21 protein-coding genes and 4 pseudogenes are annotated in these 23,293 nt (G+C 72.2%); 8 read left to right on the top strand and 17 right to left on the bottom strand.

Going from position 1 to position 23,293, the window contains the following annotated elements:
* Window positions 1–3 precede the first annotated feature (3 nt).
* The 14 genes and pseudogenes from D9753_RS07515 to D9753_RS07450 form a co-directional block, all read right to left on the bottom strand.
* Window positions 4–888, bottom strand: a complete 885-nt coding sequence (locus D9753_RS07515; RefSeq protein WP_121786293.1) for an ABC transporter permease — start codon at window positions 886–888, stop codon at window positions 4–6.
* Window positions 875–1,655: pseudogene (locus D9753_RS07510) on the bottom strand (ABC transporter ATP-binding protein). The gene D9753_RS07515 and the pseudogene D9753_RS07510 overlap by 14 nt, the downstream one beginning before the upstream one ends.
* Window positions 1,656–1,691: 36 nt before the next feature.
* Entirely contained in the window at window positions 1,692–2,795 is a 1,104-nt protein-coding gene (locus D9753_RS07505) for an ABC transporter substrate-binding protein (protein ID WP_121786292.1), read from the bottom strand.
* 223 nt (window positions 2,796–3,018) lie between these two features.
* Window positions 3,019–4,350: a sulfate adenylyltransferase subunit 1 gene (locus tag D9753_RS07495; protein ID WP_121786290.1), complete on the bottom strand. Its 1,332-nt coding sequence runs from the start codon at window positions 4,348–4,350 to the stop codon at window positions 3,019–3,021.
* Window positions 4,351–4,352: 2 nt separating this feature from the next.
* Window positions 4,353–5,288: a sulfate adenylyltransferase subunit CysD gene (gene cysD / locus D9753_RS07490; RefSeq protein WP_121790954.1), complete on the bottom strand. Its 936-nt coding sequence runs from the start codon at window positions 5,286–5,288 to the stop codon at window positions 4,353–4,355.
* The gene (cysC, locus tag D9753_RS07485) at window positions 5,285–5,821 is read right to left on the bottom strand and encodes an adenylyl-sulfate kinase (RefSeq protein WP_240468074.1); all 537 of its coding nucleotides are present in this window, start codon (window positions 5,819–5,821) and stop codon (window positions 5,285–5,287) included. Before cysC ends, cysD begins: the two co-directional genes overlap by 4 nt.
* A gap of 26 nt (window positions 5,822–5,847) precedes the next feature.
* Window positions 5,848–6,558 (bottom strand): phosphoadenylyl-sulfate reductase, encoded by a 711-nt coding sequence (locus tag D9753_RS07480; RefSeq protein WP_121786288.1) that lies wholly within the window; start codon window positions 6,556–6,558, stop codon window positions 5,848–5,850.
* Entirely contained in the window at window positions 6,555–6,737 is a 183-nt protein-coding gene (locus D9753_RS07475) for a hypothetical protein (protein ID WP_121786287.1), read from the bottom strand. Before D9753_RS07475 ends, D9753_RS07480 begins: the two co-directional genes overlap by 4 nt.
* Window positions 6,734–8,432 (bottom strand): annotated as a pseudogene (locus tag D9753_RS07470) (nitrite/sulfite reductase). Before D9753_RS07470 ends, D9753_RS07475 begins: the two are co-directional and overlap by 4 nt.
* A gap of 125 nt (window positions 8,433–8,557) precedes the next feature.
* Window positions 8,558–8,641, bottom strand: coding sequence for a putative leader peptide (locus tag D9753_RS38945; RefSeq protein ID WP_309486338.1), 84 nt, complete (start codon window positions 8,639–8,641; stop codon window positions 8,558–8,560).
* 127 nt (window positions 8,642–8,768) lie between these two features.
* On the bottom strand, window positions 8,769–9,341 hold the full coding sequence (locus D9753_RS07465; protein WP_121786286.1) for a GNAT family N-acetyltransferase: 573 nt from the start codon (window positions 9,339–9,341) through the stop codon (window positions 8,769–8,771).
* Window positions 9,342–9,389: 48 nt separating this feature from the next.
* Window positions 9,390–10,721 carry a hypothetical protein gene (locus tag D9753_RS07460; protein ID WP_121786285.1) on the bottom strand — a complete coding sequence of 444 codons (1,332 nt, stop codon included), beginning with the start codon at window positions 10,719–10,721 and terminating at the stop codon, window positions 9,390–9,392.
* 139 nt (window positions 10,722–10,860) lie between these two features.
* Window positions 10,861–12,201, bottom strand: coding sequence for a helix-turn-helix domain-containing protein (locus D9753_RS07455; protein WP_121786284.1), 1,341 nt, complete (start codon window positions 12,199–12,201; stop codon window positions 10,861–10,863).
* A 356-nt stretch (window positions 12,202–12,557) separates the two neighbouring features.
* A complete protein-coding gene (locus D9753_RS07450; RefSeq protein ID WP_121786283.1) occupies window positions 12,558–14,192 on the bottom strand; it encodes an acyl-CoA dehydrogenase family protein in 1,635 nt (544 codons plus the stop codon).
* Between the two features lie 151 nt (window positions 14,193–14,343).
* Here D9753_RS07450 and D9753_RS07445 point away from each other — a divergent pair, with 151 nt between their 5' ends.
* The 4 genes and pseudogenes from D9753_RS07445 to D9753_RS07430 all read left to right on the top strand — a co-directional run bounded on the left by D9753_RS07445 (window position 14,344) and on the right by D9753_RS07430 (window position 17,239).
* Window positions 14,344–15,498 (top strand): YihY/virulence factor BrkB family protein, encoded by a 1,155-nt coding sequence (locus D9753_RS07445; RefSeq protein WP_205614083.1) that lies wholly within the window; start codon window positions 14,344–14,346, stop codon window positions 15,496–15,498.
* Window positions 15,499–15,564: 66 nt separating this feature from the next.
* Window positions 15,565–15,948 (top strand): annotated as a pseudogene (locus D9753_RS07440) (ThuA domain-containing protein); the annotation flags it as partial.
* 158 nt (window positions 15,949–16,106) lie between these two features.
* Entirely contained in the window at window positions 16,107–16,970 is an 864-nt protein-coding gene (locus tag D9753_RS07435; RefSeq protein WP_121786281.1) for an isocitrate lyase/PEP mutase family protein, read from the top strand.
* Window positions 16,967–17,239, top strand: a complete 273-nt coding sequence (locus D9753_RS07430) for a hypothetical protein (protein WP_240468073.1) — start codon at window positions 16,967–16,969, stop codon at window positions 17,237–17,239. The genes D9753_RS07435 and D9753_RS07430 overlap by 4 nt, the downstream gene beginning before the upstream one ends.
* Window positions 17,240–17,374: 135 nt before the next feature.
* Here D9753_RS07430 and D9753_RS07425 read toward each other — a convergent pair whose 3' ends face one another.
* The gene (locus tag D9753_RS07425; protein ID WP_121786280.1) at window positions 17,375–17,578 is read right to left on the bottom strand and encodes a hypothetical protein; all 204 of its coding nucleotides are present in this window, start codon (window positions 17,576–17,578) and stop codon (window positions 17,375–17,377) included.
* 30 nt (window positions 17,579–17,608) lie between these two features.
* The gene (locus D9753_RS07420) at window positions 17,609–18,685 is read right to left on the bottom strand and encodes a LacI family DNA-binding transcriptional regulator (RefSeq protein ID WP_121786279.1); all 1,077 of its coding nucleotides are present in this window, start codon (window positions 18,683–18,685) and stop codon (window positions 17,609–17,611) included.
* A gap of 154 nt (window positions 18,686–18,839) precedes the next feature.
* On the opposite strand from D9753_RS07420, the pseudogene D9753_RS07415 reads away from it, so the two are divergent.
* A pseudogene (locus D9753_RS07415) lies at window positions 18,840–19,211 on the top strand (carboxylesterase family protein); the annotation flags it as partial.
* An 18-nt stretch (window positions 19,212–19,229) separates the two neighbouring features.
* On the opposite strand, the gene mmuM reads toward D9753_RS07415, so the two are convergent.
* Window positions 19,230–20,156: a homocysteine S-methyltransferase gene (gene mmuM / locus D9753_RS07410; RefSeq protein ID WP_121786278.1), complete on the bottom strand. Its 927-nt coding sequence runs from the start codon at window positions 20,154–20,156 to the stop codon at window positions 19,230–19,232.
* A gap of 304 nt (window positions 20,157–20,460) precedes the next feature.
* Here mmuM and D9753_RS07405 point away from each other — a divergent pair, with 304 nt between their 5' ends.
* The 3 genes from D9753_RS07405 to D9753_RS38655 all read left to right on the top strand — a co-directional run bounded on the left by D9753_RS07405 (window position 20,461) and on the right by D9753_RS38655 (window position 23,253).
* Window positions 20,461–21,555: a glycoside hydrolase family 43 protein gene (locus D9753_RS07405; protein ID WP_121786277.1), complete on the top strand. Its 1,095-nt coding sequence runs from the start codon at window positions 20,461–20,463 to the stop codon at window positions 21,553–21,555.
* A gap of 1 nt (window position 21,556) precedes the next feature.
* A complete protein-coding gene (locus tag D9753_RS07400; protein WP_121786276.1) occupies window positions 21,557–22,966 on the top strand; it encodes an RICIN domain-containing protein in 1,410 nt (469 codons plus the stop codon).
* A gap of 161 nt (window positions 22,967–23,127) precedes the next feature.
* Window positions 23,128–23,253 (top strand): hypothetical protein, encoded by a 126-nt coding sequence (locus D9753_RS38655; RefSeq protein ID WP_276209425.1) that lies wholly within the window; start codon window positions 23,128–23,130, stop codon window positions 23,251–23,253.
* Window positions 23,254–23,293 lie beyond the last annotated feature (40 nt).

The raw sequence follows: 23,293 nt of genomic DNA, 5'->3' as shown, positions 1-23,293 counted from the left end.
ACGTCAGCTCTTCACCAGCAGGCCGCGGTTGCGCAGCACCCGCCGCTCCAGCGGACTGAAGATCAACAGGTCGATGGCGATGCCGACGAACAGGATGAGCAGGATGGCCTCGAACACCATGGCCATGTCGGCGGCGGTGCGGGCGTTCTCCAGCAACTGGCCGAGGCCCACGCCCAGGTCGGGGTAGTTAGCGATGATCTCCGCGGCCATCAGCGACCGCCATGAGAAGGCCCAGCCCTGCTTCAGACCGGCCACATAGCCGGGCAGCGCGGCCGGCAGGGTGATGTGCCGGATGCCCCGGACGCCGGTCGCCCCCAGCGTGCGGCCGGCGCGCAGGAACAGCGGCGACACCTGGTCGACGCCGGCCACCAAGCCGTTGGCGATCGACGGGACCGCGCCGAGCAGGATCACCGCGTACATCATCGCGTTGTCCAGGCCCAGCCAGATCACCGCCGGCGGCACCCACGCCACCGACGGCAGCGACTGCAGGCCGGACAGAATCGGGCCGATGGCCGCGCGCACGAACTTCACCCGCGCCACCAGCAGACCCAGCGGGGTGCCGATGAGCACCGCGAAGGCGAAGCCCAGCAGACCGCGCGAGACGCTGGTCCAGATGTATCGGAGCAGATCGCCCCGGAGCCAGGCGTCCTTGAACGCGTCACCCACGGCCGCCGGCGAGGGAAGCTTCGTCGGGTTGTCGACCACCGGGTACAGCAGGGCCCAGGCCGTGAGGATCACGGCGACGGCGACGAGCGGAGGCAGGACCTTGCCGGTGAGCGTCTGCCGCAGCGGCGTACGGCCGACGACACTGCTCTCCAGCGCGTCCAGGCCCGCCTCGACGCTGCCGGCGTCCGACCGGACGGTCTTGGTCGTGTCAGTGCTGGCCATGGCGGCGGATCTCCCCACGCAGGACTTCGGTGATTTCGAGGGACAGTTCCGCCACGGGCGCGTCCTCGATGCGACGCGGCTGCGGGATGTCGACCGTCCACTCCCGCGCGATCCGGCCCGGACGGGAGGACAGCAGGACCACTCGCTGGGCCAGACGAACCGCCTCGCGCACGTTGTGCGTGACGAACAGCACGGACAGGCCGGTCTGCTGCCAGATCCGGGTCAACTCGTCGTGCAGCACGTCCCGGGTGATGGCGTCCAGCGCCGCGAACGGCTCGTCCATCAGCAGCAGACCGCTCTCCTGGGCCAGTGCGCGGGCCATGGCCACACGCTGGCGCATACCTCCCGACAGCTCGTGGACACGCTTGCCGTACGCGCCCTTCAGCCGGACCAGTTCGAGCAGCTCCTCCGCCTTGTCCCTGCGCTGTGGCTTGGGAACCCCTCGGGAGTTTGAGCGCGAGTTCGATGTTCTTGCCCGCGGTCAGCCACGGGAAGAGGGCGTGCTCCTGGAACATCAGGGCCGGGCGGCCGTCCGTGGCGATGGCACCCGCGGTCGGCCGGTCCAGGCCCGCCACCAGGTTCAGCAGCGTGGACTTGCCGCAGCCCGAGGCCCCCAGGAGGGTGACGAACTCGCCCGGCGCGACATCGATGCTGATGTCGTCCAGCACGAGCTGCTGCCCGCCCGGTTCCGCGAAGGACTTCGAGACGTGCTCAAGGCGTGCCGCGAAGTCAACGGTCTCGTCGGCCTTGGCGAGGGTCGTGGCCATGGTCGTCACCTCCTGGGAACTCATCGGGGACTTCGATCAGTTGGTGCCGAGACCGGCCGCGTCGACCGGGCTCCGGCCGGCGGCCTTGAGGACCTTGTTGAGGATCGTCAGGTCGTAGATCCCCTTGAGGTCGGGCTTCTCCAGCAGGCCGGCCCTGACCGCGTGCGCCGCCTCGGTGCCGAGGGTGGCGGCCAGCGGGTCATCGGTGAACTGGATGGACTTCCAGGCGGGGTCGAGGACCTTCGCCGGCAGTGCCTTGCCGGAGTCCGTCTCCAGCCGCTTGTTCGCCGCCGCCTTCGCCGCGTCGGGGTTGGCGTTGATCCACTTGTTGGTCTCGACCGCGGCCTTCAGTACGGCTTCGACCGCCTTCGGGTGGTCCTTGAGGAAGCCCTGCCGCACGATGATGTTCGTGATCACGAACCTCTTGTCGGGCCACAGCGCCGACTCGTCCAGCAGCACCTTGGCGCCCTCGGCGACCAGCTTGGACGCGGTCGGTTCCGGCACCCAGGCACCGTCGATCGAACCGGACGCGTAGGCGTCCGGAGTGATCTTGTTGTCGGTACGGACGACGGTGACGTCACCCGTGCCGCTCTGCGCGTCGACCTTCCAGCCCTGGTCCGCCGCCCAGTTGAGGAACGCCACGTCCTGCGTGTTGCCGAGCTGCGGGGTGGCGATCTTCTTGCCCTTGACGTCCTTCAGGGACTTGATCTTCTTCGGGTTCACGACCAACTTCACACCGCCGGACGCCGAACCGCCGACGATCTTCAGGCTCTGTCCGCCGGACTTGGTGTAGCCGTTGATGGCCGGGGAGGGGCCGATCCAGCCGATGTCGATGGAGCCGGAGTTGAGCGCCTCGATCTCGGAGGGGCCGGCGTTGAAGATCGCGGGCTTGACCTCGGTGGCGCCCAGTTCCTTCTGGAAGAAGCCCTTCTGCACGCCGACCAGCGCGGTCGCGTGCGTCAGGTTGCCGAAGTAGCCGATCCTGACGGTGTCGAGACCGTCGGTCTTCTTGGCCCCGGCGGCGATCTTGGCGGTGTTGTCGTCCTTGGCCTCGGAACCGTAACCGCAGGCGGCGAGGGTGAGGAGGGGAAGCGCGGCTATCACCGCGAGGCTGCGGCGGAAGACGTTCGTTGCAGGCACGGGAGGTGTTCCTCTCGGAGGCCCGGCGGTCACGGTCTCTCAGGTCGTGGCCGGGAAATCGGCAGGTCTTCGTCTACGGCGGTGGGGGGTGCGGGCGCGCAGGCGGTGCGCGTACGTCATCACACACATCGGGCGACCCCGCCCTGCCCGCTGCCGAGGGCGCCGCTGCCGACGCGGCCGCCCTCCTTCGCGAACGTCGAGTAGAAATCGGTCGTCGTCATGGTCAGAATTCCCACCCGTCGTCGGTCTCGTCCTTGACCGGTTCGGGGGACGCGAACGACTCGCCGACCATGCCCGCGGTGAGCGTGGTGCCGTCGGCGGGGTCGATCAGGATGAAGGAGCCCGTGCGGCGCGAGTCGGCGTAGGAGTCCACCGGCAGCGGCTCTGCGGTACGGATCTTCACCCGGCCGATGTCGTTGGCGACGAGCTGCCCCGGGTGCGGGTGCAGGGACAGGTCGTCGAGGGTGAGCCGGGACGGGATGTCCTTCACGACCGCCTTGACCGTGCGGGTGCCGTGCTTGAGCAGCACCCGGTGGCCGACGGTCAGCGGGGCGTCGGCGACGTGGCAGACGGTCGCCTCCACGTCCTGCGTGGTGGCCGGGGCGTCCTCGGTCGGGACGATCAGGTCGCCGCGCGAGACGTCGATGTCGTCCTCCAGCAGGACCGTCACCGACTGCGTCGTCCAGGCCGCGTCGACCGGCTCGCCCAGCAGGTCGATCCCGGCGATCCGTGTGGTCCGGCCGGACGGCAGGACCGTGACGTCCTCGCCGACCCGGAAGGTGCCGGCCGCGATCTGGCCCGCGTACCCCCGGTAGTCCCGGTGCTCGGCGGACTGCGGCCGGATCACGTACTGCACGGGCAGCCGCGCGTGGCAGTGCGCCAGGTCGTGGCTGACCGGCACGGTCTCCAGGTGCTCCAGCACGGTGGGACCGCCGTACCAGTCCATGTTCGCCGACGGCTCCACCACGTTGTCCCCGGCGAGCGCCGAGATCGGGACGGCGGTGACCTCGGGGACGCCCAGCTCGGTCGCGTACGCCGTGAACTCCTCGGCGATCGCGGCGAACACCGGCTCCGCGTACCCGACGAGGTCCATCTTGTTCACGGCCAGGACGACGTGCGGGACCCGGAGCAGGGCGGCGATGGCCGCGTGCCGGCGGGTCTGTTCGACCACGCCGTTGCGGGCGTCGACCAGGACCACCGTCAGCTCGGCGGTGGAGGCACCCGTGACCATGTTGCGGGTGTACTGCACATGGCCCGGCGTGTCGGCCAGGATGAACCGGCGGCGCGGGGTCGCGAAGTAACGGTAGGCGACGTCGATGGTGATGCCCTGCTCCCGCTCGGCGCGCAGGCCGTCGGTGAGCAGCGCGAGGTCCGGGCCCTCCTGGCCCCGGCTCGCGGAGACGCGTTCCACGGCTTCAAGCTGGTCGGTGAGGACCGACTTGGAGTCGTGCAGCAGCCGTCCGACGAGCGTGGACTTGCCGTCGTCCACGGAACCGGCCGTGGCGAACCGCAGCAGGGTGGTCTCCGGGAGGACCTCGGTCGTGGTCGTGCTCATCGTTAGAAGTACCCCTCGCGCTTGCGGTCTTCCATCGCGGCCTCGGACAGCTTGTCGTCGGCGCGGGTCGCGCCCCGCTCGGTGAGCCGGGAGGCGGCGATCTCGGCGATCACGTCATCCAGCGTGGTGGCGTCGGAGTCGACGGCGCCGGTGCACGACATGTCACCGACGGTGCGGTAGCGCACCTGCCGCAGCTCGACGGTCTCGGCGTCCTTCGGGCCGCCCCACTCGCCCGCCGTCAGCCACATGCCGCCGCGCCGGAAAACCTCGCGCCGGTGCGCGAAGTAGATCTGCGGCAGCTCGATGCCCTCCCGGGCGATGTACTGCCAGACGTCCAGCTCGGTCCAGTTCGACAGCGGGAACACCCGGACGTGTTCGCCGGGGGCGTGCCGGCCGTTGTACAGGTTCCACAGCTCGGGGCGCTGGCGGCGGGGGTCCCACTGGGAGAACTCGTCGCGCAGGGAGAAGACGCGCTCCTTGGCGCGGGCCTTCTCCTCGTCCCGGCGTCCGCCGCCGAACACGGCGTCGAACCGCTCGCTCTGGATCCTCTCGGTGAGGGGAAGGGTCTGGAGCGGATTGCGGGTGCCGTCGGGCCGTTCCTTGAGCACACCACGGTCGATGTAGTCCTGGACGGAGGCCACATGGAGGCGCAGCCCATGTGCGGCGACCACACGGTCCCGGTATTCGAGGACTTCCGCGAAGTTGTGTCCGGTATCCACATGGAGCAGGGAGAACGGGACCGGGGCCGGGGCGAACGCCTTCAGCGCCAGGTGCAGCATGACGATGGAGTCCTTGCCGCCGGAGAACAGGATCACCGGGTTCTCGAACTCGCCCGCCACCTCACGGAAGATGTGCACGGCCTCGGACTCGAGGGCGTCCAGATGCGACAGGGCGTACGGGCTGTGCGTGCCCTCCTCCACCGTGACGACCGCGGTCATGCCCATCCCCTCTCGCTCAGCAGCGCGTACACCGACGCCGCGGACTCCTGCACCGTCTGGTGCTGCGACTCGATCCGCAGGTCGGGTCCGACCGGCTCCTCGTACGGGTCGTCCACACCGGTCAGCCCGGTCAGCTCGCCCGCGGCCTGCTTGGCGTACAGCCCCTTCACATCGCGCTCGCTGCACACCTCGACCGGGGTCGCCACATGGATCTCCAGGTACGGCGTCCCGTTCTCCTCGTGCCGCTTGCGCACCGCGTCCCGGCTGTCCGCGTACGGCGCGATCACCGGCACCAGCGCCGTGACGCCGTTGCGGGCGAGCAGTTCGGCGACGAAGCCGATGCGCTGCACATTGGTGTGCCGGTCCTCCCGGGAGAAGCCGAGGCCCGCCGAGATGAACTCGCGGATCTCGTCGCCGTCGAGCACCTCGACGCGCCGGCCGTCGGCGCGCAGCCGGCCGGCCAGCTCGTACGCGATGGTGGTCTTGCCGGCGCTCGGCAGGCCCGTGAGCCAGACGGTGGCTCCGGTCGTCACGTGGGTCTCCTGAATCTGGTCGTTCGTCATCCGTGCAGTCCGCACTCGGTCTTGCCGCGGCCCGCCCAGCGGCCGGCGCGCGCGTCCTCGCCCTCCAGGACCCTGCGGGTGCACGGGGCGCAGCCGATGGACGCGTAGCCGTCCATCAGCAACGGATTGGCGAGCACGCCGTGTTCGGCGATGTACGCGTCCACGTCGTCCTGGGTCCAGCGGGCGATCGGCGAGACCTTGACCTTGCGCCGCTTCTCGTCCCAGCCGACGACCGGGGTGTTCGCCCGGGTCGGGGACTCGTCGCGGCGCAGGCCGGTCGCCCACGCCCGGTAGTTCCTGAGACCCGCTTCGAGGGGCCGCACCTTGCGCAGGGCGCAGCACAGGTCGGGGTCGCGGTCGTGCAGTCTCGCGCCGTACTCCGCGTCCTGCTCGGCGACCGTCTGCTTCGGCGTGAGGGTGATGACGTTGACGTCCATCACGGCCTCCACGGCGTCCCGGGTGCCGATGGTCTCCGGGAAGTGGTAGCCGGTGTCGAGGAAGACGACGTCCACGCCCTTCAGCACGCGCGAGGCGAGATGGGCGACCACGGCGTCCTCCATGGAGGAGGTGACGCAGAATCCTCTGCCGAAGGTGTCCACCGCCCACCGGAGGATCTCCAGTGCGCTGGCGTCCTCCAGATCCCGGCCCGCCCGCTCGGCCAGCGCCTTCGAGTCCTCGTCCGTACGGCCTTCCTGAGCCGTCGTCATATGCGCTCGTCCCCTTCGTGGTCGGCTCGCTGGAGCCCCCGGGTCAGCAGCCCGAGGAACTTCAGCCGGAATGCGCGGTTGCACGCGCCGCATTCCCAGGCGCCGTGGCCCTCGTCGCTGGGACGCAGGTCCTCGTCGCCGCAGTAGGGGCAGTAGAAGGGTGCGGCTCGCTCGCTCACGACAGGGCCTCCTCGGACGCCCGCGCCGCCCAGGTCGCGAACCGCTCGCCGTCCTCGCGCTCGGCCCGGAACCGCTTCAGCACCCGCTCGACGTAGTCGGGCAGTTCCTCCGCGGTGACCTTCAGGCCGCGCACCTTGCGGCCGAAGCCCGCCTCCAGGCCGAGCGCGCCGCCCAGGTGCACCTGGTAGCCCTCGACCTGCCGGCCCTGGCCGTCGAGGACCAGTTGGCCCTTGAGACCGATGTCCGCGACCTGGATACGGGCGCAGGCGTTCGGGCAGCCGTTGAGGTTGATGGTGATCGGCTCGTCGAAGTCCGGCAGCCGGCGCTCCAGTTCGTCGATGAGCTGGGAGCCGCGCTGCTTGGTCTCGACGATGGCGAGCTTGCAGAACTCGATGCCGGTGCAGGCCATGGTGCCGCGCCGGAAGGAGGACGGCCGTGCGGTGAGGTCCAGCGCCTCCAGTGCCTCGACCAGCGACTCGACCCGGTCCTGCTCGACATCGAGCACGATCATCTTCTGTTCGACGGTGGTGCGCACCCGGCCCGAGCCGTGCGCCTCCGCGAGATCGGCGATCTTCGTCAGCGTGGCGCCGTCCACGCGGCCGACGCGCGGGGCGAACCCGACGTAGAACCGGCCGTCCTGCTGCCGGTGCACGCCGATGTGGTCGCGCCACTGTTGCACGGGCTGCTCGGGAGCGGGCCCGTCGACCAGCTCACGGTGCAGGTACTCGTCCTCCAGCACCTGCCGGAACTTCTCCGGGCCCCAGTCGGCGACCAGGAACTTCAGCCGGGCACGCGTGCGCAGCCGGCGGTAGCCGTAGTCACGGAAGATCGAGATGACGCCCTCGTAGACGTCCGGCACCTCGTCGATCGGCACCCAGGTGCCCAGGCGCACGCCCAGCTTGGGGTTGGTCGACAGGCCGCCGCCCACCCACACGTCGAAGCCCGGTCCGTGCTCGGGGTGCCGTACGCCGACGAACGCGACGTCGTTGATCTCGTGCACGACGTCCAGCAGCGGCGAGCCCGAGATGGCCGTCTTGAACTTCCGCGGCAGGTTCGAGTACGCCTTGTTGTTCAGGACGCGGCGCTTCATCTCCTCCAGCGCCGGCGTGGCGTCGATGATCTCGTCCTCGGCGATGCCCGCCACCGGGGAGCCGATCATCACGCGCGGGGTGTCGCCGCAGGCGGTGACGGTGGACAGGCCGACGCCCTCCAGCCGTTCCCAGATCGCGGGCACGTCCTCGATCCGGATCCAGTGGTACTGCACGTTCTGCCGGTCGGTGATGTCGGCGGTGCCGCGCGCGAACTCCTGCGACACCTCGCCGATCACCCGCAGTTGCCGCGTGGTGAGCGCACCCCCGTCGATGCGGACGCGCAGCATGAAGTACTCGTCGTCCAGCTCCTCGGGCTCCAGGATCGCGGTCTTGCCGCCGTCGATCCCGGGCTTGCGCTGGGTGTACAGCCCCCCACCAACGCATCCGGCCGCGCAGGTCGTTGGGGTCGATCGAGTCGAAACCGCGCTTGGAGTAGATCGTCTCAATGCGTGTCCGCACATTGAGACCGTCGTCGTCCTTCTTGAACTGCTCGTTGCCGTTGAGCGGGGTGAGGTGGCCCACCGCCCACTGACCCTCACCGCGGTGACGGCTCACCTTGCGGCGGGGCGCGGAGGCGGCGGGGTTCTGTGGGGTGGCGGCCATGGTTCTACGTCCTTCGGGACAGGCGGAAATCGGCTCTGACCTGCGCGTACGTGCGCATGTGGGCAGGCTCGCGCGTCCTTGCGCGGCAGGAATCGGTGCGAGGGGGGTCGGCGGTGCTGGAGCGGTCAGCTCGCCGGACAGATGGCGCTGGACATGCGGCCGAGGTCGACGTGCCGCCGACTCACCAAGGCAATTCCAGTTCCGGACATGACGGAAGCGTGTCACGGCGATCTGGACACAGTCCAGCTTCGTCCATCATGCGGACTTCCTTGTCTCGAAGTACGGGACAAGAGTGTCGTCGCTCACATGCGTCGCGGGGAGTCTTGTCTTGGCAGGTCAGGCGGGGTATGCACCGGGCCACGGGCCCGGTGTCGTCCCTTCCGCTTCCAGCTTCACCTCGGTGTCGAACAGCTTGAAGCCCCGCCGCCGGTAGTTGTCCATCGCGAACTCGCCGTCCTTGCTGCAGGTGTGCAGCCACACCCGCTTCGTCGGCGCCCGCTCCGGCCACCGCTCGGCCAGGTCCCAGGCGCGGGCCGTGCCGTACGACAGCAGGTGGCCGCCGATGCGCCGGCCGCGGAAGGCGGGGACCAGCCCGAAGTAGGCGATCTCGACCACGCCCCCGTCCTGCGGGTCCAACTCCACGTAGCCGGCCGGGGTCCCCCGGTCATAGGCCACCCAGGTCTCCACGCCGGGCCGGTCCAGGTACTCCTGCCACCGCGCGTACGTCCAGGCCAGCCGGTCGGTCCAGTGGATGTCGCCGCCGACGGACGCGTACAGGAACCGGCTGAACTCGGGGGAGGGCACCTCGGCGCGGACGATCCGGACCGCGCCGTCGGGTGCGGCGCCGGGCAGGAGGTCGGCCGGGGAGGTCTGCTCCAGGGACCACGTGGTGACAGGGACGCTGCTCATGCGGGCCAGGGAATCATCCCGCCGCCCGGTCTGTCGATCGGCCCGGGGTCAGCCCAGGGAACGGTCGAGACCGGCCAGGGGCAGGGCGAACAGCATCCGGTCCGACAGCGACCACACCTCGCCGGTCTCCTGCCAGTAGGAGAGGGAGCCCGCGTCCCGCGCCCAGCAGCGGTGCGAGGCGTCCGAGCCGCACCGGGCCGCCTGGGCGCCCTCGGTGTCCTGCCGCCACAGCCCGCCGTGTCCGTCCTGCGAGCCGGGCAGGCGTCCCACATACCAGGACGGGCGGTCGGCCCCGGCCTTCCGGTACGACAGCACGCCCCGGACGCCGGTCGTCCGGGTCCGGTAGGCCTCCACCGCGTCCGCGCGCCCCGCGGCATCCGTGGCGAGCAGCCCGGCACGCGCCGGGTCGGTGCTGAACGCGTACCGCCACAGGCGGGTGTGGCGGTCGCCGCCGGGCGCGGTCCACTCCGCGGCGACCAGGCTGTCGGGCGCCGTACCGCGGTCGAGGGCGAGCGCGCCCGGACACGGTGGCCCGGAGGCGGCGCAGCGGCCGGAGGTGAAACGGTAGGAACCGACCGCGGGCAGTACGTAGCGGTACCCGTCGGCGGACCAGCCGCCCGGCACCCGGCCGATCGCGGACCCGTCGACCGTGGTGCGCTGGATGCGGTCGAGGTCGTAGACGTAGAGCGCGTCGGCGCTGCCCGCCCGGGTGGTGACCAGCAGCTTGTTCTCGTACCAGACCATGCCGGAGATCCCGGAGGTCAGTGGCCGGTAGTCCCGGCCGCCGTGCGTCGGCACGACCAGCAGCACCCAGCGGTAGGCGAGATGGGCGGGGTCGTCCGTGTCGACGAAGGCGACCCGGGCCAGGCCCCGTTCCGCTGGGCGGCCGGCACCGGTGCGGTGGGTCCAGCCGGCCAGGACGACCCGGCGGGTGCCCCAGAGGCCGTCGCCTGCGGCGTCCCCGGAGGTGGTCACCGAGGCCGGCCGCCAGGCGCCGGCGGTGTCGGCCGGGTCCCAGCAGTAGGCGCGGCCGGCGGCCGGGGCGACGGGCAGGGAGGCGCGGTCGTCGGAGGAGCAGTCGCCGGCCTCACGCATGCCACGGTCGGCGCCGCGCAGCACGGCGTCCACACCGACCGGACGGCCCATTCCGGCGGCGAGCCGGTCCAGGGCGGGGGCGGGCACCAGGTGTTCCTGGAGCCGGAGCGGGCCGGTGTCCGCCCGGGAGGTCAACGGCTTGAGCGCGCCGGGGTTCTCGGCGACCTGGGCCTGCGACGCGCTGATCAGGGTCGCGGCGGCGGTCAGCGCCAGCGCGGTCCCGGCCAGCACGCCACGCAGTGCCGCGCCCCGCCTGCGTCGGCGGTGTCTGCCGCGTTGCTTCATCTCTCCTCCAGAAGGCGGGCCAACTGCGCCTGATGGTCCGTACGTTGACGCGAGGAGCAGATGGGGAGGCCCGTACCGGATGCTACGGCAGGAACCGGCCCCGTAGGGCAAAAACCGCGCACATGGACGGAAGACACGCTCACGGGGCCACCACCCGGGGCGCCGGGGTGTGACCCGGGGGCGGTCCGGTCCGGCTGTTCTCCGCGTCGTTCCGTCTCCGGGCCACCGCCGGTGCGGCGGATTGGGGGAGCAGGTCACGGGAGTCGCCGGGGAGCAGCACCTCGACGTCCGCGTCCGCGCGGAAACGATACGGCCGGTGCTGGAGGAACTCCCCGAGATACCGCCGGATCCTGGACATCTCGGCCCGCACGGTCACCGTCCTGGAGGCGTCCCCGAACAGGTCCTCGGCGAGCTTCGCCGCCCCGCGCCCGCCGCGGTGCTCGGCGAGCAGGAACAGCAACTCGGCGTGCCGGGGGCTCAGTTCCCGGGTCCAGGAGGCCGACGGTGCCACGACCGTCACCGTGCGGCGGTCCGGCCGGGCGAGATCCAGCACGATCCGGGGCGCCGCGGTGGCGAGCGGCTCGTCCGCCACCCGCAACAGCCAGCCCCCGGCCAGCGGTTCCACCGTGCACACACCGAGCGCGGGCAGTCGGCGGCGGCCCGGCGCGAGCCCCTTCGGCAGCGCCACCCGCCGCACGTACGGCATCCCGGTCACCGCCGCCGACCAGCCGTCCCGGTCCACGGCCGTCGCCCGCCCGGCCAGCCGCGCCAGCACCGGCGCCGCCACCGTGCGCAGCCGCTCCAGTGACTCCAGATGCAGCTCCCGCAGCCGGGCCTCGGCCAGCTTGGCCACCGAGTCCACCCAGGCGAGGGTCGCCGGATGCATGGTCTCCAGCGGCCCGCTCAGATCCACCACACCGAGCAGCCGGCCGTCCCGGGGGTCGGTGATCGGGGCGCCGGAACAGGTCCAGGAGGTCTGCGAACGCGCGAAGTGCTCGGCGGCGAACACCTGCACGGGCCGCCGCAGCACCGCCGGGGTGCCCACCCCGTTGGTGCCGACGACGTCCTCCCGCCAGTCCGCGCCGAGTTCGAAACCGAGTCCGTCGGCCCTGCGCAGCACCCGCGCCGCCCCCTCCCGCCACAGCACGCGCCCGTCGGCGTCCGCGACGACCATGATGTGCTGGGCGGCGTCCGCGACCGAAAGCAGACCCTCCCGCAGCACCGGCAGCACATGCCGCAGGGGTGACTCCTCCCGCCGGCGCCGCACCTCCTGAGAGGACAGCAGCCCGGACCTGACGTCGCGCTCGGGATCGAGGCCGCTGCGCAGCATCCGCCCCCACGACTGCTCGATCACCGGCCGGGGCGCGATCCGCGCACGTCGCCCCGCGAGCGTGGCCTCGCGCACCTCGCGCAGCACCCGTGCCGCGTGCGCCGCGTCCACGACGGCCAGGCGCGCCACGTCCAGCGGCGGGTATCCCACAGGGCTCCTCCCGGAAACAGGTGCGTCGAACAGACTTGTCAAGCCGTCCGGGCGGCGGTTTCCGGCCCGGCTCCGGCTCCCATACTGCCGCTCCGGGCACGGCGGATGCACAGACTCCGCGCACCTCCCCCGGGAGTTGCAACCCCCTGCAACCCTGGTGGACCGTCGCGCGCCGGCCGAGACTCGACCGCGACGCGTTCGCGCGTCCGCGGGCCCGACGGGCCCGGACGCCGGGGGTGGTGCCGTGTCGGCGCAGCACCACCCCCTGCCACCGGCGGTTCACGGGGAGGCAGGGGGGGGGCGGTCCCGGGCGTGCGGGGCGCCGGCGCGGCCGGGTGCCGTGGTCCCCGGACGGGTCAGGCCGGGCGGGCCCGTTCCACCACCGGCCTCAGGTCCAGGCCGGACGGCAGGGTGCCGAAGGACGCGCCGTGATCGCCGCCGAGACGGGAGGCGCAGAACGCGTCGGCCACCTCCGGCGGCGCGTACCGCACCAGCAGCGAGCCCTGGAGGACCAGCGCCAGCCGCTCCACCAGCCGCCGCGCCCGCCCTTCCGCGCCCTCCAGATCGGCGAGTTCCGTGAACAGGCCCTTCACCGCCCGGTCCAGACGGTGATCGGCGCCGTGCGCCCGGCCGATCTCGGTGAGACAGGCATCCAGCGCGCCCGGCTCCCGCCGCAGTGCCCTGAGCACGTCCAGCGCCTGCACGTTCCCGGCACCCTCCCAGACGGAGTTCAGCGGTGACTCGCGCACCAGCCGGGGCAGGCCGGACTCCTCGACGTACCCGTTGCCGCCCAGACACTCGGCGGCCTCCACGGCCACCGGCGCGCACCGCTTGGTGATCCAGTACTTCGCGGCCGGCACCGCCAGCCGCAGGAAGGCACGCTCCTGCTCGCCGCCGTCGTCGCAGGCGGCGGCGAGCCGCAACGCGAGCGCGGTCGCGGCCTCCGACTCCAGCGCCAGATCGGCGAGGACATTGCGCATCAGCGGCTTGTCGGCCAGCTTCCCGCCGAAGGCCTCCCGGTGGGCGCAGTGGTGCACGGCCTGCGCCACCGCCTGCCGCATCAGGCCCGCCGAGCCGACCGCGCAGTCCAGCCGGGTGGCGGCGACCATCCCGATGACGGTCCGCACCCCGCGTCCCTCCTCACCGACCCGGCGCGCCCACGTACCGTCGAACTCGATCTCGGCGGAGGCGTTCGAGCGGTTGCCCAGCTTGTCCTTCAGCCGCTGGATCAGGAAGACGTTGCGGCTGCCGTCGGGCAGGACCCGCGGCACCAGGAAGCAGGTGAGTCCGCCCGGGGCGTCGGCGAGCACCAGGAAGGCGTCCGACATGGGCGCCGAGCAGAACCACTTGTGTCCCGTCAGCAGGTACGTTCCCGCCTCCGCGAGGGGCCGCGCCCCGGTGGTGTTCGCGCGGACGTCGCTGCCGCCCTGCTTCTCGGTCATCGCCATGCCGAACAGCGCCCCGGGTTTCTCCCCGGGGACCCGCAGCGCCCGGTCGTAGACCGTGGACGTCAGCCGCGGCTCCCACTCGGCGGCCAGCCCGGGGTCGGCGCGCAGCGCGGGCACGGCCGCGTGGGTCATCGACAGCGGGCAGCAGGTGCCCGCCTCGACCTGCGTCCAGACCAGGAACCCGGCCGCCCTGCGCACGTGCCCGGCCGGCCGCGTCCAGGCGCCGGTCAGCCCGGCCGAGACGCCCTTGCCGAGCAGCCGGTGCCAGGCCGGATGGAACTCGACCTCGTCGATCCGGTGGCCGTAGCGGTCGTGCGTGCGCAGCCGCGGCGGCTGCTCGTTCGCCTGCACCGCCCACTCCTGGAGCTGGGCCGAGCCGGCGGCCCGGCCCAGCGCGGTCAGCTCGGCGCGCACCTCGTCCAGGACGTCCGGGGCGGTGTGGCGGCGGACGGCCTCGGTGAGGGCCCGGTCGGCGGCGAAGACGTCGTAGCCGACGAGCGGGGGCGGCTGGTTCGTCACGGTGTGCGTGGAGGTGCCTGCCATGACGGGGAACCTACCCGGGACGGCGGCCGTGATGGCCCCCCACCGTGGTACGACGCCGGAAACCGGTCTCCGGAGCGGAAACCCGGTGCGCCGCGGCGGTGACCGCACCCGAAAGGTGAGGCGGGCCCGGCTCGGCGGATACCGTTAGGACGTGCAGCCAGCAAGTGAACCCCCCGAGCGGCCCGCCGGCCGGCTCCACCGGGCCAGAGCCCTCTACCGGAACGTCTCCAAGCGCAGGACCGCCTGGCTGTTGCTCAAGGACACCGTCAACTCCTGCATGGAGTACCGCATCCTGGGGCTCGCGGCCGAGGCGGCGTTCTTCACGCTGCTGTCGGTGCCGCCGCTGCTGCTGAGCCTCATCGGGCTGCTCGGCTACGTCGACGACTGGACCGGCGCCGACACCATCCACAGCCTGGAGAACAACCTCCTCGAGGCCTCCCGCACGGTGCTGTCGGACAAGGGCGTCAAGGAGATCGCCCAGCCGATCCTGCACGACGTGATGAAGGGCGGCCGGCCCGACGTCATCTCCATCGGCTTCCTGTTCGCCCTGTGGTCGGGCTCGCGCGCGGTGAACGTCTTCATCGACACCATCACCGTCATGTACGGCCTCGACGGCGTCCGGGGCATCGTCAAGACCCGGATCATGGCCTTCCTGCTGTTCGTCGTGGCGCTGCTGATCGGCTCGGTGGCGCTGCCGCTGATGGTGGCGGGGCCGGACGCGGTCGTCCGGATCGTGCCCTGGTCGGAGACGGTCGTGCAGGTCCTGTACTGGCCGGTCGTGATCGTCCTCTCCATCGTCTTCCTGACGACCCTCTACCACGTCTCGGTGCCGGTCCGTTCCCCGTGGATCGAGGACGTGCCCGGCGCGCTGGTCGCCCTCGCGATGTGGGTCCTCGGCAGCTTCCTGCTGCGCATCTACCTCACCAGCACCATCGAGGGCGCCACGATCTACGGCTCCCTGGCCGCCGCCGTGGCCGTCCTGCTGTGGATCGGCGTATCCGCCTTCGCGGTGCTCGTCGGCGCGGCCGTGAACGCGGCCATCGACCGGGTCTGGCCCGCCGCGGCCACGGCCGCCGCCCGCGAGGCCAACGACCGGATGCTCGAGGCGCAGGTCGCCGAGTACGTCGCCCGCGCCGCGGCGGCCCTCGACGCCGATCCGGACGACCCCGACATGCCGTCCGAGTTCCCCGAACGCTGGTCCCGCTTCCTTCCCCCCGAGGACGTGACGGCCCGCCTGCGCACCCACGCGAAGAACCCCCACCACCTCCACAAGAGCAATGGCGACACCCCGCACCCGGACCACTGACCGTCCGGACCACGGGAGGCTGGGGGCTCAGGGGCCCGGGCGCGGCCGTCGTCTTGCTCTCCACCGTACGGGTGGCCGTGGTTCGGCGAACTCCTCGGCGCGCGCTTCACCCGGCACCCGGCCTGCCAGCCCGGCCGCCCCCTCGTCGCGGACCCCGGCCACCCGGCGACCCGGCGGCTGCCGCCGGTGTGGGACTTCACCGACGAGTGGTACGACTGCGACCGCGTTCCGCGCGGACGGACCCGGGTGCTGCTGCGCGCCGACGAGACGTCGTACGACGGCGGCGGGACGGGCGCTGACCATCCGCCGGCCCGGTGCCGTGAGCGGGGCCCGGCAGGCGGGCGCATGTTCTGCACCGCCCTCGGTCACACCGCCGACGCCTACCGCGACCCCGTCTTCCTGGGCCACCTCATCGGCGGTCTCACCTGGGCGGGGCGGTCGGCCGAGTGACGTTTCTGCGGTGAACCCGTTCCCCCATTGGGGTGAGTAAAGCTCGTGTAGGCAGAAGGTCAGGTGAGTTTCTAGAGATGCTCTTGTCTTGGCAAAGGGCGTCGAGACGCGGCGGGCCCTCCCCGACCGCGTCACCCACCCACACGAGGAGCCGGACCTTGACTTACGGTAAGAAGCTGCGCGAGCGCATCGCCGGGCCCGGGACCACCCCGTTGATCGGCGTGTATGACATGTACTCGGCATCGATCGCGGCCAAGCACTACGACGGGATGTTCGTCTCGGGCTTCGGGTTCGCGGCCTCGTACTACGGGCTGCCGGACATCGGATTCATCGCCTGGCCCGACATGGTGGCCTTCGTCCAGCGGTTGCGGGGGGCGTTCCCCCACCACCACCTGCTGGTCGACATCGACGACGGGTACGTCGACCCCGAGGTCGCCTGTCATGTCGTCGAGGGCCTGGAGCGCATCGGCGCCTCCGGTGTGATCCTCGAGGACCAGAAGCGGCCCCGCCGCTGCGGCCACGCCGACGGCAAGCAGGTGCTGCCGCTGGAGGAGTACCTGGAGAAGCTGCACCGGGTGCTGGAGACCCGCCGGGACCTGGTCGTCGTCGCCCGTACGGACGCCACCGACGAGCACGACATCCTGCACCGCGCCGAGCGGCTGGCGGCCACCGACGCGGACGTGGTCCTGGTCGACGGGGTGCGCAGCGTCGAGTGGATCCGGCGGACCCGGGAGGTCGTCGGGGACAAGCCGCTGCTGTTCAACCAGATCGCCGGCGGCAAGTCACCGCGGCTGTCCCTCGGTGAGCTGTCCGACCTCGGCGTCGACGTGGCGATCTACAGCACCCCGTGCCTGTTCGCCGCGCACGAGGCCGTCGACTCCGCGCTCTGCGGCCTGAAGGCTGCCGACGGCCGGCTGCCGGAGGTGGATCCCGCGAGCGGCGTCGGCGTGAAGGCCGCCACCAGCCTGCTGGAACGCAACATCGCCCCCGAGCGGCTCGCCCCCGAAGGGGTGGGCGTGTGACCGGTGCCGTGCCCCGGCTCGCCATGGTCACGGCGGTCGCCGCCGCCCTCCTCGGCGCCGGTCCCGGCACCGTGTTCGCCGCCGGGACCGGAGGTCTCATCACCGTGATCGACAACTCCCACGCCGACTCGATCCTGGAGGTCGACCGGACGGCCAACCTCCAGACCGGCAGCGGCACCGCCGGCAGCGACCACGACGGCAGCGCCGTGGACGTGGTGGAGGCCCTCGCCGGCGCCACCGCTCACGACGAGCCGGACCAAGGCGCCTGAGCCGGGGCGAGGACACCGCGGAAGGGCCGGGCCGAGGCGCGACGGCACAGAACCGACGGGCGACGGAACAGGGCGACAGCCGGACATCCCGTGCGGGAGGCGCCCGGCCGTCACCGTTGCCGGTGGTGCCGGTACTCAGTCCTCCGTGAGGTCGGGGCGGCCGTTCTCGTCCACGTCGACCTCCTCCTCCGGGTCGTGCCCGCCGGTGGGCGAGGCCACGGTGACGCGCTGCTGTCCGGGGGCGAGGGTGCGGCAGGCGGCGTGGGCCGTGCCGTAGGCGGTGACCAGGGCGACTGCGGCCACGGCGAGGGCCGCGGCGGTACGCGTGGTGTGGTCCATGCCCGGCGAACGGTCCCCGCCGGGCCCGGGTCACCGTCCTGCGTCCGAACGCGCCGTTTTCACGCAGTCGGCCGGTGGGGCCGTGCTCGCCCGCAACACTAGCCGGGTCGGCAGCTCCGTCCGCGTTCCCTCCGGGCGTTCGCCGTCCATCATCCGCACCAGGAGCCGGAGCGCCGTCGCCGCCATCTCCGCCAGCGGCCGGCGGACGGTGGTCAGCGCCGGGGCCGCCCAGCGGGCCTCGGGCAGATCGCCGAAGCCCACCACACTGACGTCGTCCGGCACGCGCAACCCCCGTTCGGCCAGCGCCGCGTACACCCCGAGCGCCATCCGGTCCGAGGACACGGACACCGCGGTCGGCGGCTCGGGCAGGTCCAGCAGCTCGTGCGTGCGCAGCCGGACGGTGGCCTCGTCGAGGCCCGCGTGTGGCAGGTACTCCGCGCGGTGCCGGATCCCGGCCGAGGAGAGCGCCGAGACGTGGCCGGCCACCCGGGCGTCGCCGGCCACCGTGCCCGGGTGCCCGGTGATCACCGCGATCCGCTCGTGGCCGAGCGCGAGCAGATGCCCGGTCGCACTGACCCCGCCCCGCCGGTCGGTCGCCCCGACCGACACCACGCCGGCCGGCGGCTCGTGCGCCGGGTCGATCAGCACGTACGGAACGCGGTGGTGTTCCAGCCACGCGTACTGCGCCGCGGACAGTTCCGCCAGATGCAGCAGGGCGCCCGACGAGCCGCGCACGGCCAGCCGGTCCAGCCAGCCGCGTTCCGGCCGGCCGCCCCGCGTCCGGGCCGGCCCGGCCGAGACCACCACCTCCAGTCCGGCCGCGTACGCCGCCGCCTCCACGCCGCGCAGCACCGCGCCCGACGACGAACTCTCCACCGAGTGCAGCAGCAGGTCCACCAGAGCCGGTGCCTTCGCCGCGCCGAAGCGGGGCCGGCGCACGTAGCCGAGCCGGTCGAGTGCCTCGGTGACCCTCCGGCGGGTCTCCGGGGCGACGTCCTCGCGGCCGTTGACCACCTTCGACGCGGTGGGCACGGACACGCCCGCCTCCCGGGCCACCACTGCCAGCGTGGGTCCGGCCGCCACGCCCGCGTCTCCCGCTCGGACCATGGGGAACCACCTCTCCGGCCCGTCCGTGGGCCCTGCGGAGTCGCGACCGTCACCGCTCCCGCCCCGGTCTTCGACCGGACAGAAAGCGCTTCCTACGATAGACGTCCCGTGACCATGGCGGAAAGGTGCATGGCCCGCACGGCTCCTCGCCGGCCGGGTCCGGACGCCCGCGCCGCCCGAGCCCTGGGACGGGCTGCGCGACGCCGGCGCCTTAGGGCCGACCGAGCCGAAACCGCCGTACTCCGAGGCGTTCACCCCGTACCCGTCCGACCCGGTGATGCGCGGGGGCGACTGCCTCAACCTCAACGTACGGACCCCCGAACCCGGCCCGCACGCCCGGCCCCCGGTGCTTGTCTGGCGCCACGGCGGGGCCCTGACCAGGGGCTCCTCGGTCGTGCCGGTGTACGACGGCGCCGCCTTCGCCCGTGCCGGGGTCGTCCGCGTCTCGGTCGATCACCGGCTGGGCGTGGAGGGCTGCGGACTCGTTCGCCGCCCTGCGCCGGGTGCACGAGACGATCGGGGCGCGCCCGGACGGTCCGTTGCCTCAGGCCCCGTCCAGCGCCCGCCCGATCGACGTGATCGCGTCCGGGCCCACCCGGCAGCATCCGCCGATCAACCGCGCTCCGGCCTCCCGCCACGCCGTGACCTGCTCGGCGGTGAACGTCGTACGCCCCGTCCAGGCGCGGGCCCCGGGGTCCCAGGCCTCGCCGCTGTTGGGGTAGACGACGACCGGCTTGCCGGTGACGCGGGCCGCGATCCTTGCCGCGGGCTCGACGTCCTGGGGTGCACAGCAGTTGACGCCGACCGCGATCACCTCGTCGGCGTCGGCGGCGAGCGCGAACGCCTCCTCCAGGGGCTGGCCGGCGCGGGTCCGCCGGCCGTCGACCGTGTACGACAGCCACGCCGGCACCCCCAGCCCGCGTACCGCCCGCAGCAGGGCGGCGGCCTCGTCGGCGTCCGGGACGGTCTCCAGCGCGAGGACGTCCGGCGCGGCGGCGGCGAGCACCTCGATCCGCGGCCGGTGGAACCGCTCCAGCTCGGCCACGCTCAGCCCGTACCGGCCCCGGTACTCGGAACCGTCCGCCCGCATCGCCCCGTACGGTCCGACCGACGCCGCCACCCACAGCGGCCGGCCGATGCCCGTGCCGGCGGCCTGCCGGGCCGCCGTGCGGGCCAGTTCCACGCTGAGCGCGATCAGCCGCGCGGCCTCCTCGTGGCCGAGGCCGCGCTGCGCGAAGCCCTCGAAAGTGGCCTGGTAGCTGGCGGTGATGGCGACGTCGGCGCCCGCGAGGAAGTAGGCGAGGTGGGCCTCGGTCACCGCCTCCGGCCGTTCGGCGAGCAGCCGTGCCGACCACAGCTCGTCGCTCAGGTCGTGCCCGGCCGACTCCAACTGGTTGGACATGCCGCCGTCGAGTACGACCGTGCCACCGGCGAGGGCGTCGGCGAGGCTGGGGGTGAGGTCGCTGGTCATGTCACGACGCTAGTCGAAGCGGAACCCGTACGGCCCCCGGTGTCCAGCAGGTGAGCATCACGCCCGGGGCTCTCACCTGCGGCAACCCGGTGATCGGAGCGAGGGGGTCCGCAGCCGTCGCGCACCGGCCGGGGTGTTCGTCCGGCGGCCGGGGAGGGAAAGGGCTTTCCCCTCTCCCGTCATACCCATTGACCCTCCCGTGGCCCGCCTCTACCTTTTCGACGTTCGTAATCACAGATGACGTACGAGATATCGAACGGACGATTGCTCGAAGCAGCTCCGCCCCCACCGAGAGGCAGTCCGCATGAGCCGCGACCACGACCTGCCCGGAGCGCACCTGCCCGGAGTCCCCAGCCGCAGACTGATGCTCAAGGGTGCCGCGCTCGCCGCCGGCGCCCTCTCCGCCACCCCCGGCCTCGCCCAGGCGGCCCCCGTCCCGCCGAGGGGGGCCCGCTACACCAACCCGCTCGTCCTCCAGCGAGCCGATCCGCACATCTCCCGCCACACCGACGGCCGCTACTACTTCACGGCCACCGTCCCCGAGTACGACCGCGTCGTCCTGCGCCGCGCCCACACCCTGAACGGCCTGTCCACGGCCACGGAGTCGGTGATCTGGCGGGCGCACACCACCGGCCCGATGAGCGCGCACATATGGGCGCCCGAGCTGCACCGCATCGGCGGCAAGTGGTACGTCTACTTCGCCTCGGCCCCCGCCGAGGACGTGTGGGCCATCCGTATCTGGGTGCTGGAGAACGCCCACCCCGACCCCTTCCGGGGCACCTGGGTGGAGCGGGGCCGGATCAGGACCGCCTGGGAGACCTTCTCCCTCGACGCCACGACCTTCGCCCACCGCGGCAGCCGCTATCTGGTGTGGGCGCAGCACGAGCCCGGCATGGACAACAACACGGCGCTGTGGATCTCGAAGATGGCCGATCCGTGGACACTGACCGGCCCCCAGGTCCGGCTCTCCACCCCGGAGTACGACTGGGAGTGCGTCGGCTACCGGGTCAACGAGGGCCCGTCCGTCCTGAAGCGCAACGGCCGTGTCTTCCTCACCTATTCGGCCAGTGCCACCGACTGGCACTACTGCATGGGCCTGCTGACCGCCGACGCCGGCGGCGACCTGCTGGACGCGCGGAGCTGGGCCAAGTCACCCGTCCCGGTCTTCACCAGCAACGACACCACGCGGCAGTACGGCCCCGGCCACAACTGCTTCACCGTCGCCGAGGACGGCCGCAGCGACGTCCTCGTCTACCACGCCCGCCAGTACCGGGAGATCACCGGCGACCCCCTGGACGACCCCAACCGGCACACCCGCGTCCAGAAGTTCGGCTGGAAGCCCGACGGCACCCCGGACTTCGGGGTCCCCGTCGCCGACACCGTGAAGGGGAGTGCGTGAGATGAGGCGTGCGTACGCGGTCCTGCTGGCCCTGTGCTGCGCACTCGCCGCCGCGCTGGCGACAGCGGCCCCCGCCCGGGCGGCACCGCGGACGATCACCAACGGCACCCGGTTCACGGACACGTCGGGGGACCCCGTGCACGCCCACGGCGGCGGGGTCATCAAGGTCGGGTCCGCCTACTACTGGTTCGGCGAGGACCGGGACAGCGACAACACCTTCCGGTCCGTGAACGCCTACCGCTCCACCGACCTGAAGAACTGGGAGTTCCGCGCCCGCGTCCTCACCCGCTCCTCCGCCTCCGAACTGGGCACCGCCTACATCGAGCGCCCCAAGGTCGTCTACAACGCGGCCACCGGCATGTTCGTCATGTGGATGCACAAGGAGAACGGCACCGACTACGGCGAGGCGCGCGCCGCCGTGGCCGTCTCCAGCACCGTCGACGGCAGTTACACCTACCGGGGCAGCTTCCGCCCCCTCGGCCAGTACATGTCCCGCGACCTGACCACCTACGTGGACACCGACGGCGCCGGGTACCTCGTCTCCGCCGCGAACGAGAACTACGACCTGCACATCTACCGGCTCACCGCCGACTACACCGGCATCGCCGCCCTGGTCGCCAACCCCTGGCCCGGCGGCCACCGTGAGGCACCCGCCCTGTTCAAGCGCAACGGCGTCTACTTCATGCTCACTTCGGGCGCCACCGGCTGGAATCCCAACCAGCAGCAGTACGCCACCGCCACCTCCCTCGCCGGCCCCTGGAGCTCCTGGTCGAACATCGGGGACTCCACCGCCTACGACTCCCAGACCGCCTACGTCCTGACCGTGCAGGGGGGTTCGGGCACCTCGTACCTGTACCTGGGCGACCGCTGGGGCGACTCCTTCGGCGGCACCGTCGACGACTCCCGGTACGTGTGGCTGCCGCTGACCTTCCCGGCCGCCACCTCGATGAGCATGTCCTGGTACCCGGAGGTCACCGTCGACACCACCGCGGGCACCGTCACCGGCACCGGCGCCACGTACCGCACGCTGATCGCCCGGCACAGCTCCAAGTGCGTGGACGTACCGAGCCGCTCCGCGTGGCAGGGCGTCGCCGTCGTCCAGTACACCTGCAACGGCGGCACCAACCAGAAGTGGTGGTTCAAGGACCTGGGCAACGGCTACTCCGCCCTGCTGGGCCGCGGCAGCTCCCTGTGCCTCCAGGAGAACGCGAGCGGCGTCACGCAGGAGGACTGCACCGGCGCCACCGCCCAGCAGTGGTCGGTCGTCGCCTCCGGCTCGTTCGTGACCGTCCGGGCCCGGGCGAGCGGCGCATGCCTGGACGTCTCCGGCGCGTCCACCGCCGAGTCCGCCGCGGTCATCACCTACACCTGCACCTCAAGCACCAACCAGCAGTGGCAGCGGAGTACGTGACGACGTCTCATCCGTCCTCGCGTCCGCGCCGGCGGGTACGGACGGGGTGAACTCCCGGGGCGCCCCGGCCGGAACCGGGCGCCCCGGGGCCCGCGAGGAAGGATGGCCACCGCCGTGCTGGAACTGCCCGCCGACGACCGCGCGTCGAGCCCGTACACCGGTTGAACGCGCGCCCACTGGGAAGCCGCCGCCGACGGGCCGAACTGCTGCCCGCCGTGGGCCTGTCCGGCACCCTCACCGGCACCACCGGCGAGGGCCCCACAGCGGACGTCACCGTGCGGGAGTGAGGCCACCACCCCGACCGCCGCCCTGACCACCCCGGCTTCC

This window comes from Streptomyces dangxiongensis (assembly GCF_003675325.1).
Lineage (GTDB): Bacteria > Actinomycetota > Actinomycetes > Streptomycetales > Streptomycetaceae > Streptomyces > Streptomyces dangxiongensis.
Note: the sequence above shows the minus strand (reverse complement) of the source record. Positions and strands in the feature narration are given on the sequence as shown.